Here is a 19191-nt window from a genome sequence, read left to right as displayed (position 1 = left end):
TTAGACACTTGCGTCTGCCTTGACCACAATTCGCCCGCCTTCTACTTTGGATACGATAATCGGCATATTCGGGGCGATAAACTCTCCATTCGTTACAACATCCACTCGCTCATCAGCGATTAGCACCGTTCCAGCTGGACGTAATGGGGTCAGACTGACACCCCTCTGACCTAGTAACGTTTCCCGATTCACAACCGAAGAAAACCCTTGGTCAGCCGTTAAACGTTCCTGAAGTATAAAACGGTTCCATATCCCTCGGTCCTTAAAGACAACTGCGATGATCGCCACCACGGCAACAGCCCCTGCAAAAGCAATCCCCAAAGATATAAACGCATGCTGCATGTTGTATGCTGCACGGACTACACCCGCGACAAGGCTGATGGAACCCAAAATACCCAGAATGCCAAAGCTTGGAATGAACATTTCAAGGATAAGCAGTGCCAGACCGATAATGAACAACAGCCACGTCTCCGAACCTGCAAAGCCAGCGATATAATTACCAAAGAAATACAAACCAAATCCAAGTACGCCCAAAATTCCCGGCACACCAAAGCCAGGTACAAGCAGCTCAATAACTACACCCGCGATACCAATAAATAAAAGCAAGGTCTGCACGATCGGATTGGTCAATATCTCGGCTGCTTTTTCAGCCCATGTGCGCTCCACACGGATTACATCATCTGTACTGTAGCCCATCCACTGAATAACTTCTTGTTCCGAAGATGCAATGTGATCCGCATACCCCAATTTCAGCGCTTCCTCACTGGTTAAAGAAATGATCTGGCCATTTTCCTTATTAAAGTTCATCTCCGGGATAGATACAGTCGTTTTGGAGTCGACCATGCCTCTAGCGATATCAGGATTGCGTCCGCCAGCTTCTGCGGCAGATGCCATGCTACTCTTCCACCAAGCTATCGTTTTGGGGTCTGTAATAGCATTCCCCCTGCCGTCTACTAACGCCGCTGCTCCGATAATACTCCCCGGTTTCATAGCAATCTTGTTAGCACTCAACGCAATATAGCTACCCGCTGAGGCCGCTTCACCCTTTATATAGGCTACGGTCGGAATAGGACTGTCTTTAATCAGTTTGCCCAGCTTTTCCGCTGTATCTACCCGTCCGCCAGGTGTGTTAATATCCAGTAAAATCAGACCTGCTTTAGAATCAACTGCTTCTGCAAATCCACGCTCCATAAATTTGCCCAGACCCTGTTCAATTTCCTGATCAACTGGTATAACAAACACAGCTCCACCCTTTGTTTGAGCCGCCGCTGATCCAGAATAAACTAAGGGTAACCACAGAACGGATATCATAATCCACAACGTTAAAAAGATCAATTTGCGGCTGGAGTGGTGATGTTCTCTATGCATTTCTTTCCCCCCTTTCAATCTCTCCTTGTTACAGCATACCAAACTTTGTTAGACAAACTATACAGTTTTCAGGATTTAATGTGAAATTATTGGGTATATTGCTAATCCTGATGCCTGTAAAATACTTTACGCCCCTAACAGGCATCACGTTTCACACAATCATAGAAAACGCCTTCACAAAGACGTCTTCCACCATTCTATTTTGGCAGGCATCACACATATAGAAATAACACCCTCTGTGAACAGAGGGTGTTGTGTTTTCCTGTTTGTCGCAGGTTTATTGCAGAAATTGCTGAACCGCTTGGTTCACGAGCTTACCGTCAGCACGACCTTTTACCTTAGGCATCAAGGCCGTCATTACTTTCCCCATCTCGGCTTTCGAAGAAGCACCGGTTTCCTGGATGGTCTGCTGTACAATAACTTTAATTTCTTCTTCAGAAAGTTGTTCAGGAAGGTACTGAGCGATGATCTCTATTTCTGCTTTAGTGCTTGTCGCAAGTTCATCACGACCGGCTTTTTCAAACTCATGGAGGGCATCTTTTCGCTGTTTGATCTCACGACTCAGAATATCAAGCACTTCGTTGTCGTCCAAATTCCGTTTCAAATCTATTTCAAGATTTTTAATCGTAGAACGAACCATTCGAATGGTGGAGAGTTTGAACTTGTCCTTACTCTTCATTGCTTGCTTCATATCTTCGTTCAATCGTTCGCTCAAATTCATGATTACTTAGATCCTCCTAGAACTTTCTCTTACGAGCAGCCTCGGACTTTTTCTTGCGCTTTACGCTTGGCTTTTCATAATGCTTGCGTTTCTTCACCTCAGCCAATACGCCATCCTTAGCAATGGAACGTTTAAAGCGACGAAGTGCAGCATCAATTGTCTCGTTTTTGCGAACTTTAGTTTCAGACACCAGTTTTCCCTCCCTCCGACCAGACCGTCCAAGAGCAATAACACGGTTCATCAAATTTTATTATAGGTGAAACGGAAACCAGGTGTCAACCTATAAGAAAAAATGAGTACATAGAAGGAACCTTTTTTCCCGTCAGTTCCGCATTACTGAAAAGACTAGCTCTGTCATTTTTAAGAATGCGAGTCCGAAATACCTGTCAAGGCACCTAATTTGGCGCCGCCCAGCAAGTGATAATGCAGATGCCCTACCGCTTGTCCACTATCCGGGCCACAGTTGTTAATCAACCGATAACCAGACTCAGCAATCCCTAACTTTTTCGCAACCTCAACCGCAACACGATGGATCTCCGCGATAAGAGGAAGATCCTCCTCCGTTACAGCATTCATTGAAGGAATGTATTTTTTTGGAATAATGAGCACGTGTACTGGCGCCGCAGGCTGGATGTCATGAAATGCGAGCACATTGTCGGTTTCCAACACCTTTTTGCTGGGGATACTTCCATCTACAATTTTCAAAAACAGATCGTCCATTCAAAACCCTCCTTTGGCAGTGAGCCGATCATCAGCAATTATACACAAGCAGTCCTTGCTGTCGGCATTCAAAGTTATGTATTTTCCACACCAAACAGAAACATAACCAATCATAATTGGTTATGCCTGTGTTTCTATATGTATCATAACGGAAAATGGGGCTTAATACCAGTTTCCCTTACTAACTTCCTCTATTATAGATTTAACCCCTTGATCAATTTGGTCTGGCTGTGCACGCGAGATACTTATGCGCAAAAATTTTTCTTGTTCCCTGTAGCTTGATAAATAAAAGCCTTTGCCAGCTACAACCTTGATGTTTCTGACGTTAAGGCTGTGTACCAAACGTTCCAAATTCACCGTCCTCGGCAGCTTAAACTGCGTATAAACGCCTGAGGTTGCAGCTGGAGTTTGGATGTACCCGGTCTGATTGTATCGCTCCACCGCCTTGTTCAAAATACGAACGCGCTCCGAATATAGTTTGGATATCGTGTGTTTATGGCGTTCATACATTCCATTTTTAATATAGATATCAAGTGCTGCCTGAGACAAAATCGATGTGTCAACATATCTTTTATAGCTACTGAACGTCCTTAATAGGCTTTCTGGCAGTACCGCAACCCCTAATCGCAAGCCAGGGAAAATGATTTTGGAGAAGCTTTTCAAGTAAATAGTATGCTCTGTCTGATCGTATGCATAAATGGGATCAACAAGATGATCAACTCCCAAATCAGCCATATAGTCATCTTCTACGATGTACACATCATATTTGGCGGCCAAGGCAGCTATCGTTTTTCGTTCCTCCATGTTATATGAGATACCTAGAGGATTATGATACCTTGACATCGTATAAAAAAATTTGATGTTCTCCTGCTTAAATTGATTCTCCAACTCATGAAAATCCAGACCTTCCGCTGTCCGTGCAATCGTATTGACGGGTATGCTCTCTTCCTCCAAAAAACGCAAATAAATATCGTAGCTGGGCTGCTCGACCAAAATCTTTTCTTTGCCATTGGGAAACGACATTTTTGCGAGTATCTCTAATGCCTGTTGAACACCTGAAGTAACGATAATCCGATCTGTTTTTGCAAATACCTGAGTATCAGCCAAATGGGAGACGAGCGTATGTCGTAATGTTTCCAATCCTTGCGAATCCCCGTAAGTGAACAGATGATATTTGTAGGTATCAATAGCCTGATTTAGACAATGCTGAAAATCCAGATAGGGAAAAACATTTAAATCCGGGGATGCTGAAGCAAAATCAACGCAGTCTGAAATATCGCTATGGTGTACGTCGCTGGGATTTTCCACTACATAGTATCCGCTTTGCGGTATGGAATAAATGGCATGCTTCCTTTCAAGTTCAGCATAAGCTCGCAGAATTGTACTTTTGCTGCACTTGTATAGCTCCGAAGCATCACGGACCGATGGTAGCTTGTAACCAGGTCTATATTGTCCCTCGCGAATTTTAAGCTCTATATCTAATAAAATTGAAACATATTTTTTCACGATATCCTCCTGTCTGTTCTGTACATCCTTTTACATGCTTATTCCTTCTTATGTTTCTGTACATGCTTGATGTTAACATGGTTTATAGATAAACAGGATACCTCTTTTCATTAAACTGTACCCATACAGTTGTCATCCATAAATCATTGTAACCTCGCCAAAGGCTGTAACCTTATAGCTCATTTGCATATTGAGACGGTAGATGTGAAAAAGAGGCTGTTTCTTCATACTGGAAGAAACAGCCTTACTTAGTGATGATGTATGGATACGCCTATCTAGCCACTTGTACTGTACAAGAGCTGTAGGCGGGAGAGAGTATACGATGGTTAGGCAACGAAGGAGATCGGATTAGTAGTAAGGCAGTAAGCTAATCGCTGTCAACGCAGCAAGCGGCAGAATCAAACGATTAAAGCGGCGACGTCCGTATGGGAATCCGTACGCATAGGCGGGTACTGGGACCGGGTAAGGGTACGGATAAGGATACGGAGGGTACGGAGGATAAGATGCATAGCCGCCATAAGCACGAGAGCCGCATCCACAATTGTTAGGCGGATAGGGGAGATTAACATTCTCCATTTCTTCTCCACCCATAGGAACAGCTAAGTATATCTTTTCATCATCCACATGCTCTACAATTCCGTCATACATTGTCCCGTCCTTTACCCATACGCATACATAACGATGCATATGCTGTTGACATAGTGTTTTAGCATCCATCTGTTGCGATGCTGTAACATTTTCGGTTGTCATGCTTTTTTCCATGGTTGTTTCCTCCTAGGCTCTTGCATGTATACCGTATGTTATTCAAAAACGGGCTATGTGCTACATCAAATTGGGCGAATTCCGGCTTACAAAAAAAAGAAGCACCCCGGGAGCTCTTGGCAGAGCCCCTCTGAACGGACGTATGACGGGAAGATTTCTTCCGCAGCATACGTTCGCCGGGGTGCTGTATGATTAACTTGTCGGCTTAGCTGTATTATAACAACAGTTTGAAACTGTATCTGTGATCCGTATCACATTGCTTCAAAATGTTTCCATAACCACACGAGAGCCTCCACCAGCCTGCTCTGCGGGAAGAACAACTAGCTTGCGTGGGAGCCGGGCCCGCAATTCAGGCACATGACTAATCACACCAACAGATAATTGATCGTGATGTAGCTTTTCTAGCGAGGTAATTACTGTGTCAAGCAGTTCAGGGTCCAACGTTCCAAAGCCTTCATCCAGAAAGAAAAATTGAAGAGGGTATTGGCCCCGCAACTGAATTTGAGCTGACAGCGCAAGCGCAAGCGACAAAGAGGTCAGGAACGTTTCGCCGCCGGACAAGGTCGATACCGGACGTTTGACTCCACCGTTGGCATCATCACTAATAACAAAACCACCGCTGGAATCTACTTCTAGCGCATAGCGCTGCTTAGTCAGAAAACGCAGGCGGCGTGAAGCAGATTGGCTGACCTGCATGAGCTGCTCTTCGGCAATATATTCAACGAAGGCATTACCTCGAAAAACAGACTGGAGCTTGGACATTTTTTCCGCCTCACTACGCAGATGCAAACGATTGGACTCCAGCTCCATCCAGCGGACGTTCCGACGCTGCAAGTCCTCTAAATCACGCTCAGCCTTGGCGCGATTCTGAAGCGCCTCTTCGTCGCGTGCACGGCAATCACGCAGCCTCGCAGTGGTCGTTTCCCACTGTTCCTCTGTTACTGTTGCTCCATTCAACTGCTCTTCGACATGCTTTAAGCGGGAAGACAGCTCCTTCTCCCGTTCTCGGTGCAAACTCACTTCACGCTCATAACGTGTGGCTTCTTCCGGTCCCAAGCAGCATTCCATGACCTCTGCTTCCGTAGCAAAAGAGGAAGCTTCCAGACGGATACCCCAACGGGATTCTGCCGTCTGCCGTCTTTCTTCTGCCGAGTCGGAGGCCTGCCGCGCTATCAGTGAAGCATGAACGGCCTGCTGCTTACGTTCTTCCGCTTCGGTACGGCGACGTGCAGCGGCTTCGGCTCCGTTTTTCAGTCCCAACAAGCGTGAGGTCGCTTCTTCCAGCAATGAGGCTGCTTGGCCTTCTCCAACCCACTTCCGTAGCTGTTCTAGCTTTTCACGCAGCAAATCATCTTTACTTTGGAGCCCTGTACGACGGGCAATAATAATTTTGTCTTCCTCGATGATGCTTTGCTGTATCTGATGTACACGCGCTGCCTTTTCTTCGAGGAAGGTCACGCTTGTCTCTAGCCGGGATCGCAACTCTTCCGCACGCCGGTCGCGCTCCTGCATAGCGCGACAACGCTCCGCAGCTTGGTCCGGGCCGACATCCGGCAGCTGCGCCGCCCATTTGGCGCGCAGCCCTTCGCTGCGTGTGGTGCATACCTCACGCTTGCTGCGCGCCTGCGCCAGTGCTGCAACCGCCGCCTCCTGCTCGGCGGCTGCACGGATACGCCGCTGCTGTCCGGCGGCGTCCGCCTCACGCAGTGCCTGTGCCTCGGCAGGCAGCGTATGCGCACGCGCTGCCAGCTCAGCCGCTGTACGCTCCAGCGCTGCACAGCGCTCCGCCCATACGGCGACACCACGAGGCACAGCAGCCGCAGGCGTAAAAGGCTCGCCTGTGGCGGCAGCACCGCTGTCTGCGGCGGCGGGCTGCGCCAGCAGGCTGCGCTGCTCGTGCAACTGCTGACGCAGCGTGAGGCGCAGCTCCTGTAGGCCGAGCCGCAGGCGATGCAGCTCATCCGGCGCAGCGGAATCCGCGCCATGGGCCGCAACAGTGGCAGGCGCGGGGTGATGCAGAGAGCCACACACTGCGCATGGCTCTCCTTCACGCAGCTCGGCAGCGAGGTGCTGCGCGAGACGTCCGAGCTCCTCGGCACGGAGCTCGTGACGCAGCTGCTCCTCCTCGGCAGCCAGTGCCGACACGTCGGCTGTAATTTCCGCCTCCAGCGCCAGCAACGCCTCAATGCCTTCAGCCACTTGTGCAGCAAGAATAGAACGCCGTGCCTCCGTCTCCTGTGTCTCCTGCTCCATTAGCTTTAAACGTTCGTCTGCTAGCGCAAGCCGTTTCTCCTGAGTGGAATACTCCTGTTCAGCTTCACGCCATTGCTCATTCGCTGTCTCCAGCTGTTGCAGCCGCTGCACAGCCTCTTGTAGCATACGCCGCTCATCTGCCCGCACTTCATTTTGCTTCAACTCCTGTTGAAGCTCCTGCTGCCGCTTCAAACCTCGTGTCTGTAACTCTTGTTCCTTTACGAGACCTGCGGCATGCTCAGCAAGGGTTTGTTCGCTATGCGCCAGCTCGACCGCCAAACGTTCCCGTTCAGTCCGCAGCACTTCCGTATCACGTTCCAGTTGAAGTGCCTGCTCCAGTTGGTCGATCCGAAGCAACAGCTTTGGTTCTTCCGCACTGAGTGCTTGCCGAGCCTGCTCGTCTGCTTGCACAGATACAAGCGCCGCCTCCGCTGCGGAGGCAGCCAGGACTGCCATTTGTTCAGCATTCTTCTGTCGTTTTTCTGCTTCGGCAACGGCTTCTTTCCAATCCGTCAGTGCAGGCAGCAACGCCTCCGCTGCAGATGCTTGCCGCAGCTTGCGCTCCAGCAAAGCAATGCCTGGTTCCTGTCTTGCCATCTCCTCCAGCTCGTTCACTCTTTGGCGAAGCTCGATGACCAGTTCCCGTGTTTTGTTCAGCGCCTCCGCTTCCCGTGAAACACGCTCTAGCTCGCGGCGCGAAGCCTCTGCATGGTCAATCGCTTCTTTAAGACGCAGCTTTACAAGCTCAAGCGCTTCAGCACTCGCATCTCCCAGCCCTTGCTGCTCCGCTTCCAACGATTTCAGGGCGATGTCGTTGTCCTTCACACGGCGGCTCAGCTTCTGTGCAAGTTGATCTCCGTACTTCTCCAGATGGAACAAACGCTGCAGCATCTGTCTGCGTTCACTGCCCTTTAAGGATAAAAACTCCGCAAACTTCCCCTGCGGTAATACGACAGCGCGCGTAAAATCGTCCATTTTCAGGCCGATATACTCCTCCACACAGCGTGTCACATCCTGTACCTTGTCGGCAAGCACTTCCTCGCCGTCTTCTGTATACGCAATAAAACGGCTAAGCGTATTATTAACCGATACGCCTCCTGCACGTTTGAAACGTCGTTCTACACGGTAACGGCGAGGTCCTTGAGCTGACATTAATTCAAACGTAAATGCTACAGACAACGTATCCTCGGCATGATTCATAATGCCTTGTGTACCATTCACCGCCCGCTCCACTTTACCGTACATAGCCAACGTAATGGCATCCAGCAACGTTGATTTACCACTACCCGTTGGACCAAAAATTCCGAACAGTCCCGTTTCGGTCAAATCGTCAAAGCGAATTTCCTGCGACTCCCGGTAGCTTTGCAATCCTGCCAGTTTCAGAAGGATCGGCTTCATACCTCATCCTCCTCAGCTTGGTCTCTTGCATCATCCTGTTCTACCAATTCCAGAAACAACTGTACTAATCCGTCATCCGGCTGTGCTCCGCCCGTCTGTCGTTGGTAAAACGCCCGGAACAGCTCATGAACCGGCAGTTCTGAACGTTGCTGTTCCAACTGTGCCGCAGCCATTTCTGGGTACACGGGGCGAATATGAATGATGCCTTCACGGCTTTTGCGCAACCGTTGAATATCTCCCATTGACATCGCTTCATCCAGCGTAATTTCCAGGTCAATAAAGGCATCAGCATCCAGTCCTTCGTCCAGCCAGCGATATACCTCTTCCAGACCTCCCCGTGCTCGCCACCTCACTAATGGGCGTCCACTGGTAATATACAATTCCTCAACCTGTGCTGGCTTGCCGGCAATCACGTCAATTAACGTAACCGATTTGGCTTGTCCAGCTTCGGAAAAGCTATAAGCCAGCGGAGAGCCACTATAACGCATCAGCCCATCGCCCTTCACATATTGGGGACGATGCAAATGACCCAGAGCCGTATACTGCGCTCCAATGCTCAAAGCAGACGGATCTACGGTATAAGCTCCCCCGACCTGAATCGGGCGTTCCGAATCCGACTCCAGCCCGCCAAGCACATAAATATGGCTCATCGACAAATTAACAGTATCGGGCTGAAACGCTGTACCTAGCTGCGACATCAGCATTCCTACACGGCAGCTATATGCCTCGCGTAGTATGGTTTCATCCCCGTCTTCAGACAATAGCTCATTCAGACGAGACTCGGAGGGATAAGGCAAGGCCGCAATACATGCCATTTCGCCCGTTCGCGGTGTACGAACGTGTACTGCTTCCCCATGAGGCAGTCCCAGCAATGTAATTCCACGCCCGCTCACCAGCGGGGTGACCGAGGCTACCCTTTCCGGCTGATCATGATTGCCGGCAATGACGACTAGCGGTCTTCCTCCAGCCGTAAGACGCGCAGATGCTTCATAAAACAATTGCTCTGCGGCGGCCGAAGGATTGACTGAGTCGTACACATCTCCAGCCATCATAATCAAATCAGCCTGCTGGTCGTCAGCCATTTTCACTAATTCTTCCAAAAACGCCTCCTGCTCCTTCAGGCGGCTTCGCCCTTCCAACGTGCGACCCAAATGCCAATCACCTGTATGCAAAATCCGCATGCTATTCCCCCTCTCCTTATCTATATATAACTACAACCGCACACTCTCTTCAGCTTCTATAAAATACAACCATTTCTCAGCAACCTTATTGCCTGTAATCTCTTCAATCACACGGGCATACAGCTCCAATTGAAAACGATATTGGTCCGTTAAATGTGACAGCGTACGATATTCGGAGACCCGGTCTGTTTTATAATCCAGCAGCACCAGTCCTTCGGGAGTTTCGAACAGACAATCAATGATCCCGTTCATCAGCACTTTATCGTCCTGCCCGCCTTCCGTAACTGTCTTCTGTTCTGGCAGCATCACAGGTAAACTGTGATTCCAGTAATCGGTTGCCCGCATGGTATAAGTAAACGGAAGCTCACGCTGAATACGGGATGAACGCAACATTCTGCTCCCCAGCTCACTTGAGAAAAATCTTAATATTTTATCCGTATCCAGCGCCTCTGCATGAACATCCAGTAAAATGCGTTGATTCAGCAAACGAGCCTTTGTTTCCTCAATAATTTCAGCGCTCATTACTCCATCTAAGGGCAGATGCAGCATCAACGTATGATAGACCGTCCCTCGTTCCGTAGGAGTCAGTCGCTGATTCCCCATAAACTTAGGTCTGCGCAAGTGTAATTGACTGCCCCCAGTGTCAGAATTTTCACAATCTTCTGGTAAGTCTGCTTGTTGGGAGATAGAAGATAGATTCAGCCAATCGTCCGATCCAATCTCCTGCATCTCCAGCCATCTTTTCATCTCTGTGACCGATGTATTGGCTGCTGTCTTGCCCGCCCGTTCATACGGGTAGGTCCAAGAAAGAGCCGCAGCAATATCCGTTTCACTTTCTTCGTCTAATTCGATTAGCTCAACATTTCTCAGTGCTTCAGTTTTCTTTTGGCGTTCTTCGGCCGATACCTCTTCTTCACGATCCGAGTTCACACGAGAGCCAGAAAGTGTTTCTGAGGCTACGATTTTAAATGACCAGTCTGCCCCCGGCATGTGTTCCAGTCTGTGATAATACCCATCCTGATCACCTGCCGCTTCCCTCAGCGAAATCGCAGAAGGATGCCGAATCAATGCAGGACCTACCCAGTCCAGATAGCTGCGACCTGCCGCCAGTATATAGTCTGGTAATACTGTTTCCGTATGCTCCTTGGCACGTGCCCAACCCGCTGCGCGGGAAGCGAGATCCTTCACGGTTCCGGTCATAATCAGCTTTTCACGCGGACGCGTAAGCGCTACGTATAGCACACGCATTTCTTCAGCCAACAGCTCCAGCTGTGAGCGTCGACGGATCGCTAAATTAGGCAGCGTAGGGTAGCTGACACGGTTTTGTTCCTCCACATATTTAGGACCAAATCCCAACTCCTTGTGCATTAGAAACGGCGCATTCAGATCCTGCTGATTAAACATTTTTGCCGTCCCCGCAATAAACACAACAGGAAATTCAAGTCCTTTACTTTTATGAATGGTCATAATGCGGACAGCCTGATCGGGTTCAGTCCCCCCACTGATCGATCCTAAATCACCGCCCCGCTCCCGCAGACGGGAAATAAAGGTCAGGAATCGGAACAAGCCACGGTTGGACGTAGAAGTCTCATACTGTCTCGCTCGGTCATATAAGGCCCGTAGGTTGCTTTGACGCTGTGAGCCGCCAGGCAATCCACCCACCCAATCCAGATATCCTGTTTCCTCCAGCACATTCCAAATCAATGCACTTAAGCTGCCTTGTCTGGCTTCCTGCCGCCATGCGTCCAAATTACGCAAAAATGAGCGTAGTCGGGCAGACAACGTATTGCCGTCGTCCCTATGGACAGAGTGGGGTGGAGATAGCGAGTCCTCAGTGAAAAGATCCATCTCCAATACGTCAGCAGAGGTCCCTTTTACGCTCTGATCGACTTGTTCAGTCTCTGCTGCCGCCAGCAATGCATCATAAAATAATCCATCCGGCTTCTCTAGCCGAATTTGTGCCAGTTCATCTTCGGTCAAGCCGACAATTGGCGAACGAAGCACGGATGCAAGCGGGATGTCCTGCTGCGGATTATCAATAATGTGCAGGAGGGACAACATCACTTCAACTTCCGTTGCCTTAAAAAAGCCTGTCGTCTGCTCTCCAGAGGCTGGAATGCCCTCAAGCCGCAGTTCCTCGACAATTAAGGGAGCCCATACGCTTGCTGAACGAAGCAAAATGACAATATCACCGTAGACTGCTGGACGCATGGCTTTTAATCCCCTATCGTAAATCAACAGTGGTTGTCCAGTATCTCCAGTCAGCTCCTTAATCCGTTGCGCGATCGCACGAGCCTCCAACTGTGCCGTTTCGAGCTCCGCAAGCTCGGCCAGTTCACTTTCCTGTAAAGCCGATTCGTCCCCCATTTCAGGTAGCTCCAAAGTCTCGGAAAGACCACGTCCACCTTTATCAACTAACAGCAGCTCAGGTGCGTATGCAGACGCAGCTTCCTGCTCTGTCTTCTCGGGATAGGACGCGCCGTGCACCAGCCATGCTCGTTCATCGTATTCAATTTCCGCTACATCCACACTCATAATCTGGCGGAACACCAAATTAACCGCATCGACAACTTCCTCCCGACTGCGAAAATTACGCGCCAGATCAATCAAAAAGCCATCTTCCTGCTCCTGCATACCGTACCGTTGATACTTATTCAAAAACAGCCCTGGCTCGGCCAGTCGAAACCGATAAATACTCTGTTTCACGTCTCCCACCATAAAACGGTTACCCGGTTCCTCGCGTGATACCAGTCTAACGATATCTTCCTGTACGGTATTCGTATCTTGATACTCATCCAGCAACACCTCGTCGAACTGTGCCTTGTATTCAAGTGCAGCATCAGAAGGGAGCAGCTTGTACGGAGTGGAGTCGGGATGTCTTAATATTTTGAGACAATAATGCTCCAAATCACCGAAATCCACCAGTCCTTTTGACTGCTTGTGCTGTTGAAATCGTTCCCCGAAAGCAATCACGGTCTCCACCAGTTCGTCCATCAGAGGAGCCGTCGCATGCAGTTCCTCCAAATAAGCTTCTGCTCTCCTACCGAACAGGGAAGCCTTCATATCTGTAATCATTTTCTTGGCAGCCTCGCGTAGCGTCTTAACCCGTTCCTGCAATGCAGGCTCGGTTTGATCTTTTTTGACTGGCTTGAGCTTACCAAAGGACGCTGCCTGAAAATGATCATACAAGGATGCCCACGGCTGTGTCTCCAGCTCCTGCAGCAATTCCTTCACCATCGCCGCATCTTCTTGCAGCGTCATGGCATAGGGTGCAGGACCGCCAGGCTGTATAGCTGTTTCATGCGCCTGTTCCAGCAAACTCGCGGCTCCGCGCAACGAAAGTGCAGCATCCGCCAAAATACTGCGAACCCAGGGCGTCTCCCCCAACGCAGCTACATCCTGTACACGAAATGCTGCTGCCGTCTCCCGCAGCCAATGCTCCGGCCAAGGATGACTTTGCGAAAAGTCATACAACCGCTGAACAAGCACATACATTGCATCATCGGTGCGTTCTCCACTAAACCAGTCGACCAGTCTGCGGAATGTGCTGCCTTCATCATGGGCCTCATATTTCTCCTCAAACAGTTCTTCTAATAGTTCTTGGCGCAGCAATTCTGTTTCATGCTCATTCATAATCCGAAAGCCGGGATCAAGAGGAATGGCCTGATAATGCCTGCGGATGACCTCCATACAAAAAGAGTGAAGTGTCGTAATTGAGGCGCGATTCAACAACGGTAGCTGTCGGCGCACATGTTCACTTTCCGGTTCCTGTTCCAGCACACGTTCCAGGGCTTCGCGTATCCGTTGACGCATTTCAGCGGCTGCAGCCTTCGTAAAGGTCGCCACCAGTAACCGATCCACACTGAAGCCGAGCCGGGGATCGACAATTTTGCGAATAATACGCTCTACCAGCACTGCTGTTTTACCAGAACCCGCCGCTGCCGCGACCAGCATGTTGTTACCAGACTCCGAAATGGCACGCCACTGATCATCACTCCACATACTTCCTTCCGGCTTCGGCAAGCCTTTAGCGTTTGACGTGCCTATCATTGCTTCATTCCTCCTTTCCCTTCCTGTGTATGACCGAGCAGATCCCAGACCTGATCCTTACCCGGTTTCCCCCATTGGTTGTAATCACTGCCTTCCAGACTGTCATCAAATTGACAAACAGGCTTAAAAGAACAGAAGGTACATGCCGTTTCTTGCTGAATGCGATAAGGTTCAATGGCAACATCGCCCTCTGTCATCCGTGTGCCAATCGTCCGAATGTTGTTGCGCACCGAAGCTAACAGGCTATCCCACTGTTCAGGCGAAGCAACGGAAGCACTGCTATAAAAACTGCCGTCTGCTTTCACCGCAACAGGTAAAATAGAGGAATATCCCTTGTCCAATGCTGTATCCATTTGCCCAACTACATCCCGATCCGCGAGCAACAATCCCTTCATCTTAAAGCGTTTCAAAAGCTCCTGACGAGCCTGTTCTGCGCTAAGGCCATTAGGTGATTGCAGCATCGGATTGTGGACGTGAAAATACAGTGTACCCGCCGGATAAGCAGTCTCGCCCAACCATTCCTCCGCCGCATTCAACAGCACATCCAGGTACGTGAGCATTTGCAGGGACAAGCCGTAATACACCTCATGTAGCTTAAGATCCTTTTGGCTGGACTTGTAATCAATGACACGCAGAAGTAATCCTTTTTCTCCTTCTGCCACATCCACACGGTCAATCCGTCCGACAATTTCCATCACAACGCCGTTATCTAGTCGGAAGCTTAACGGAGGAAGCAGCTGACCTGGTCCAAAGTCCAACTCCAGCCCAATCGGCTCAAAGCTACCTCTCCGTGCATGTTCACCCAAAATTAGCGAAGCACGGCTCACGATGTCTTTTAACTTGCGCAAAATATAGCCATACCGCTTGGAGCTCATTAAAATCTCGCCTTGCAGACGAGGTGCCAAACGCTCAACCGTACTTTCCGCCTCTTGGCGACATTCCTCGGTGCTGAGACTTCCCCAGCTGACATTGCGTTCACGCAGATTGATCGCCATCTCACCAAGCGCTGCGTGGAATAATTGTCCGATATCCGGAGCCTTCAGACGATACATTTGACGTTCCTTCAAACGAAGACCGTGAGAGGCAAAGTGAGAAAATGGACATGCGACAAAACGTTCCATACGAGATACGCTGGTGCGCAGCTTGCTGCCATATAGACGGCGACTCGTTTCCTTCTGCATTTCGGCATGATTTTCGTAAAAAAGTGAGGTCAACAGCTGACGCAGCTTGTCCTTCTCACGCCCCTGCTGGCTGGCATACCAGTTATACACCTCCCACCAGGGAGATAAAATATCACCGCCACGCCGCCAATGCCGTAATTGCGCAATGAGCTGCGGCAAAGCCTCGGACGGATGGGAAGCATACTCCCATTGCGTCGTCCAAGCGTCTCCAGGCAAAGGGTATCCGGCCAGTGGACGTTCATCCAGACCAGGAAGCAGTTGCCGCACATGTCGCACTAACTCTGACGGTAGCAATGGCTTGCCTTCTTCATCAGTCACCGCATAGCTCATCCATAGGCTTTTACCGGCTGAGGTAAGGGCCGTATAAGCGAGAAAGCGTTCGTCCAACAGACGTCTTGTCATATCTGGTGCCAGGTCTACGCCTTGTTCGTTCAATGCCGTACGTTCCTGCTCATTCAGCACACCATCCTCATGGAACACAGCCGGCATTACTCCTTCGTTCATCCCTAGCACAAAGGCATGTTGAATACCCGATACACGTGTACGGTCCGTATTTCCGACCAGTACCTGATCCAGAGCCGGTGGAACAAGCCCCATACGGAACTCAGCCAATCCCGTTTCCAGCACACCCGCAAACAAAGCAGTATCCAGTCTCTCATCACCCATCATTTCGACGATTTGATCCAGCAATTCAAGCACCGCATCCCATACCTGGCGGTGCTCCTTCGCCTGCTCAGGATTTCCTGATTCCTCTGCCTGATGAATGAAGGCGTCCAGCTTGTGACCAATTTCTGCATCCTCCAGCAACAGATACACGGCTTCACACTTCTCAAGCGCCGTTCGTGCCTTACCCATACGCTTCTCAAAAGCATGTAAAGGCGTCACAATCACATCTCGGCACAACTCCATCAAATCCAGCGTTTCATCCCGTTGACGGTTCCGTTCCTGTTCCTCCAGCTCCAGTGACAAGCTGGGTACAGCCTGCCATGGTCGGCCATCTGTCCAACGGCTGCCTTGTATTCCACAGGCCAGCACATAGTTTTCCAGACGGTCCATCTGCTCGCGGCTCACTCGACCGTCCAGCGGCAATAGAAGGTCTGTTTTGACCGCACGAAATACATCCTCATATCGCCAGCGTCGCTGCACGATATCCAGTGAAGCCCGAATCAATTCCACTAAGGGATGATGAAGTATACTTCTCCGCTGATCCAAAAATACCGGGACCTGATATTGCTTGAATATCGGTTCCACCCATGGCTCATAATCTTCAATATGACGCACAAACAAGGCCATCTCCCGATAACGCGCGCCCTCTTCACGGGCCAAGCGGCGCATTTCGCGTACGGCTCCTTCCAGCTCGGCACGGCGATTTGCTGCAGCATACAGCTTTATACCCTCCGGTTGTGTATCTGCCCATTGCTCTCGTAGCTGCTGTAGCCGCATCCGCTGTTCCTGATTCCGCAGCCCTGTACGATGTTCGAAATTAGCCTCCAAATACGCCAACGCTGGACGCTCCTTAAATCTCGGCATCGGATCAGGACGTAATAACTGTGTCTGCGTTTCAATCATCAGCTCGTCTGCCATTCCTTTAAGCTTGACGTAGGTAGCCGCCGAAGGATGAAACAAATCCAGCTCATGCGGAAGCTGGCCACTTTCGTAGCTGCGGTTACAGGTCAACGCCACCGTCAGCGAGGAGGCGTGCAGCATAAGTTGCTCCACCACCTTATATTCATGCGGTGTAAACCTTCGGTAGCCATCCATCCAAATGTCTGCTCCGCGTATAAGTGAAGACTGTGCAATCTGTTCTGTTAGCATGCGAAGCGTATCTTCACCATCGATATATTTAAGCGTCAGCTCCCGTTCAAAATCCTCATAGATTAGGCTGATATCCTTCAGCTTGCCTCTTAATATCGGGGCGGACTCCCCCGCAGCATGCATTCTCTCCAGTTGTTCCGGTACAGACCGAGCATCATTTCCGTACTGCTTTAACTCTGTAAACAACGTATTCAACCGATCCACAAAACCGAGTTGATCTCCCGAATCCTTAAACAAACTCAGTTCATCCTTGCGACGACGAATAATTTTATATAAAAGCATCTTCTTGCCTTCTTCTGTTACAGGCACCAGGGCTGAACCCCCTGTTTCCTGCATGACTAAATAGGCAAGACGATGGAATCCCATCACCTGGGCGCGCATCGACCCCTGAATACCGTTTCCGGCTTCTGTAAGCAACGCATGCTCTGAAGCAAATGACGATTGCTCGGGCACAAGTAACAGCATAGGTTTACCTAGCGGCTCCTCGCGTAACATAGACGTCATTTCATTGCGGATTAACGTGCTTTTACCACTACCAGAGCGGCCAATCAATAAGCGGACCGACATGATGCGGCCTCCTTTCCAACCAAAAACATTCTATTAAACAGTATAGCATATCAGGCAAAGGAGAAAAGAACGTACGTTTGCCATGTTGTAGCAATTGATCCCTTCTCAAAAACAAACAGTCCCGCAGGATGGCTTGGTGCAAGCCTTCTCTACAGGACTGATTTATACTAAAAATGAGTTTGTTTCACCTAGTTATCTTTATCGCCTAAAAATAGATTAACTTTGACAAGGGTATGAAGTCTACAGCCGCGTCCGACTGCGCACTTCAAAGATGGCAAATTTCAAATAATGACCTTCCTCCACACCTAAAATTTGAGGATGGTCCTTCCCTGCCGCTCTCCAATCTACCAGTCGGAGGGTTTTACCGGCATCTGCCGCCGCTTCCTGAATCGTGTCCAAAAACAGCTCTGGCCGCATATGGAACGAACAACTCGCCGTTACCAAATAACCGCCCTCATTGACAAGCTTCATCCCATGAAGGTTGATATCTTTATATCCACGTGTAGCTCCTTTGACAGCACTCTTCGTTTTGGCAAAAGCTGGCGGATCCAGAATAACTACGTCAAAGGTGCGTCCGCCACCCGCAGTCAGCGGCTTGGTTGTATCTCCTTTGCCCCCCGCTCGCGCGGTGCGCTCCTCTACACCTTTAACCTGATTACGTAAATATTGAAAAGCATCGTCGACGACAAACTCGACGCGATCCTCAAAACCGTTCAGCTTCACATTATCCCTTGCACTTTCAATCGCATGTTCAGAAATATCCAGACAAGTTACTTTTTTCGCACCATGTTTACACGCATTGAGCGTAAAGCTACCTGTATGTGAAAAACATTCCAATACAGTTGCACCGTCCCAAAATGGGAATTCAACCACCTTACCACTTTTATTCACAGGCTTCATGACCGTTGTGGCCTCATCACCTGGGGTTGCAGCTACTTCTTGTAACGTAATTCCGCTACGCGCTCCCCAACCTGTCATCAACGGCGCGATGGCTGCGCGATTTTCACGCTGGTCAAAGAAATAGCCAGTCTTTTGGCCCTCTTCGATATCGACCTTGATTTGTAAGCCATTTTCCGTCACCACCACATGGCGCGGGCAATCGCCGTACAAAGGACCTTTCGTCTGTTCCAACCCTTCCAGCTCGCGGATGGATACATCACTACGCTCATATATACCAACTGGCCCCATGACTTCAACAAGCGCATCTCTGATTTCTTCCCTGCGCCGATCCATGCCAAGCGTTAACAGCTGAACGACCAACACATCGCCAAAACGGTCTACAATCAGCCCAGGCAAAAAATCAGCCTCGCCGTACACCAAACGGTAAGCGTTCCCCCCAGTCACAAAGCGTTCACGATGCTCCAAGCAATTGCGGAAACGTTGGGCGAAGAAGCTTTGGTCCATCACTTCCAGCGGCTCATAGGACATCACACGCACTGTAATTTGCGAAGCAGGATTATAGTAACCTGTCGCCAAATAACGTCCTTGATGGTTAAGGATGTTGACCAAATCACCTGCTTCTGGATCACCCTCAATCTTGGCTATTTCATTTTTAAACACCCAAGGGTGTGCTTGCTCCAGCCTTTTTTTGCGGCTACGTTCTAATATTACTGAAGGCAAAATCCTTCACTCCTATTCTTGGATTACTTAAAGTCCTTAAAAGTGTGGT

The 19191-nt window shown here is 49.6% G+C and carries 11 protein-coding genes; all 11 read right to left on the bottom strand.

What is annotated here, in order from left to right:
- On the bottom strand, positions 1–1368 hold the full coding sequence (locus KSP24_RS02200; RefSeq protein WP_216974360.1) for an NfeD family protein: 1368 nt from the start codon (positions 1366–1368) through the stop codon (positions 1–3).
- Between the two features lie 277 nt (positions 1369–1645).
- The gene (locus KSP24_RS02195; protein ID WP_013372151.1) at positions 1646–2089 is read right to left on the bottom strand and encodes a GatB/YqeY domain-containing protein; all 444 of its coding nucleotides are present in this window, start codon (positions 2087–2089) and stop codon (positions 1646–1648) included.
- A gap of 16 nt (positions 2090–2105) precedes the next feature.
- Positions 2106–2279 carry a 30S ribosomal protein S21 gene (gene rpsU, locus KSP24_RS02190; RefSeq protein WP_005547957.1) on the bottom strand — a complete coding sequence of 58 codons (174 nt, stop codon included), beginning with the start codon at positions 2277–2279 and terminating at the stop codon, positions 2106–2108.
- Positions 2280–2449: 170 nt separating this feature from the next.
- Entirely contained in the window at positions 2450–2809 is a 360-nt protein-coding gene (locus KSP24_RS02185; protein ID WP_013372152.1) for a histidine triad nucleotide-binding protein, read from the bottom strand.
- Positions 2810–2971: 162 nt separating this feature from the next.
- Complete coding sequence (locus KSP24_RS02180) at positions 2972–4315, bottom strand: aminotransferase-like domain-containing protein (RefSeq protein ID WP_216974359.1); 1344 nt, start codon at positions 4313–4315, stop codon at positions 2972–2974.
- 348 nt (positions 4316–4663) lie between these two features.
- Positions 4664–5077 carry a hypothetical protein gene (locus KSP24_RS02175; protein WP_013372154.1) on the bottom strand — a complete coding sequence of 138 codons (414 nt, stop codon included), beginning with the start codon at positions 5075–5077 and terminating at the stop codon, positions 4664–4666.
- Positions 5078–5338: 261 nt separating this feature from the next.
- On the bottom strand, positions 5339–8728 hold the full coding sequence (locus KSP24_RS02170; protein WP_216974358.1) for an AAA family ATPase: 3390 nt from the start codon (positions 8726–8728) through the stop codon (positions 5339–5341).
- Positions 8725–9909: an exonuclease SbcCD subunit D gene (locus KSP24_RS02165; RefSeq protein WP_216974357.1), complete on the bottom strand. Its 1185-nt coding sequence runs from the start codon at positions 9907–9909 to the stop codon at positions 8725–8727. Before KSP24_RS02165 ends, KSP24_RS02170 begins: the two co-directional genes overlap by 4 nt.
- 30 nt (positions 9910–9939) lie before the next feature.
- The gene (gene addA, locus KSP24_RS02160; protein ID WP_216974356.1) at positions 9940–13959 is read right to left on the bottom strand and encodes a helicase-exonuclease AddAB subunit AddA; all 4020 of its coding nucleotides are present in this window, start codon (positions 13957–13959) and stop codon (positions 9940–9942) included.
- Positions 13956–17522: a helicase-exonuclease AddAB subunit AddB gene (addB, locus tag KSP24_RS02155; RefSeq protein WP_216974355.1), complete on the bottom strand. Its 3567-nt coding sequence runs from the start codon at positions 17520–17522 to the stop codon at positions 13956–13958. Before addB ends, addA begins: the two co-directional genes overlap by 4 nt.
- A gap of 240 nt (positions 17523–17762) precedes the next feature.
- A complete protein-coding gene (locus tag KSP24_RS02150) occupies positions 17763–19142 on the bottom strand; it encodes a class I SAM-dependent rRNA methyltransferase (protein ID WP_216974354.1) in 1380 nt (459 codons plus the stop codon).
- Positions 19143–19191: the final 49 nt, after the last annotated feature.

It is taken from the genome of Paenibacillus sp. AK121, from assembly GCF_019042715.1.
In the GTDB taxonomy this organism is placed as follows: domain Bacteria; phylum Bacillota; class Bacilli; order Paenibacillales; family Paenibacillaceae; genus Paenibacillus; species Paenibacillus polymyxa_C.
The sequence above is the reverse complement of the archived record's forward strand: the minus strand, read 5'-3'. Positions and strand labels throughout refer to the sequence as shown.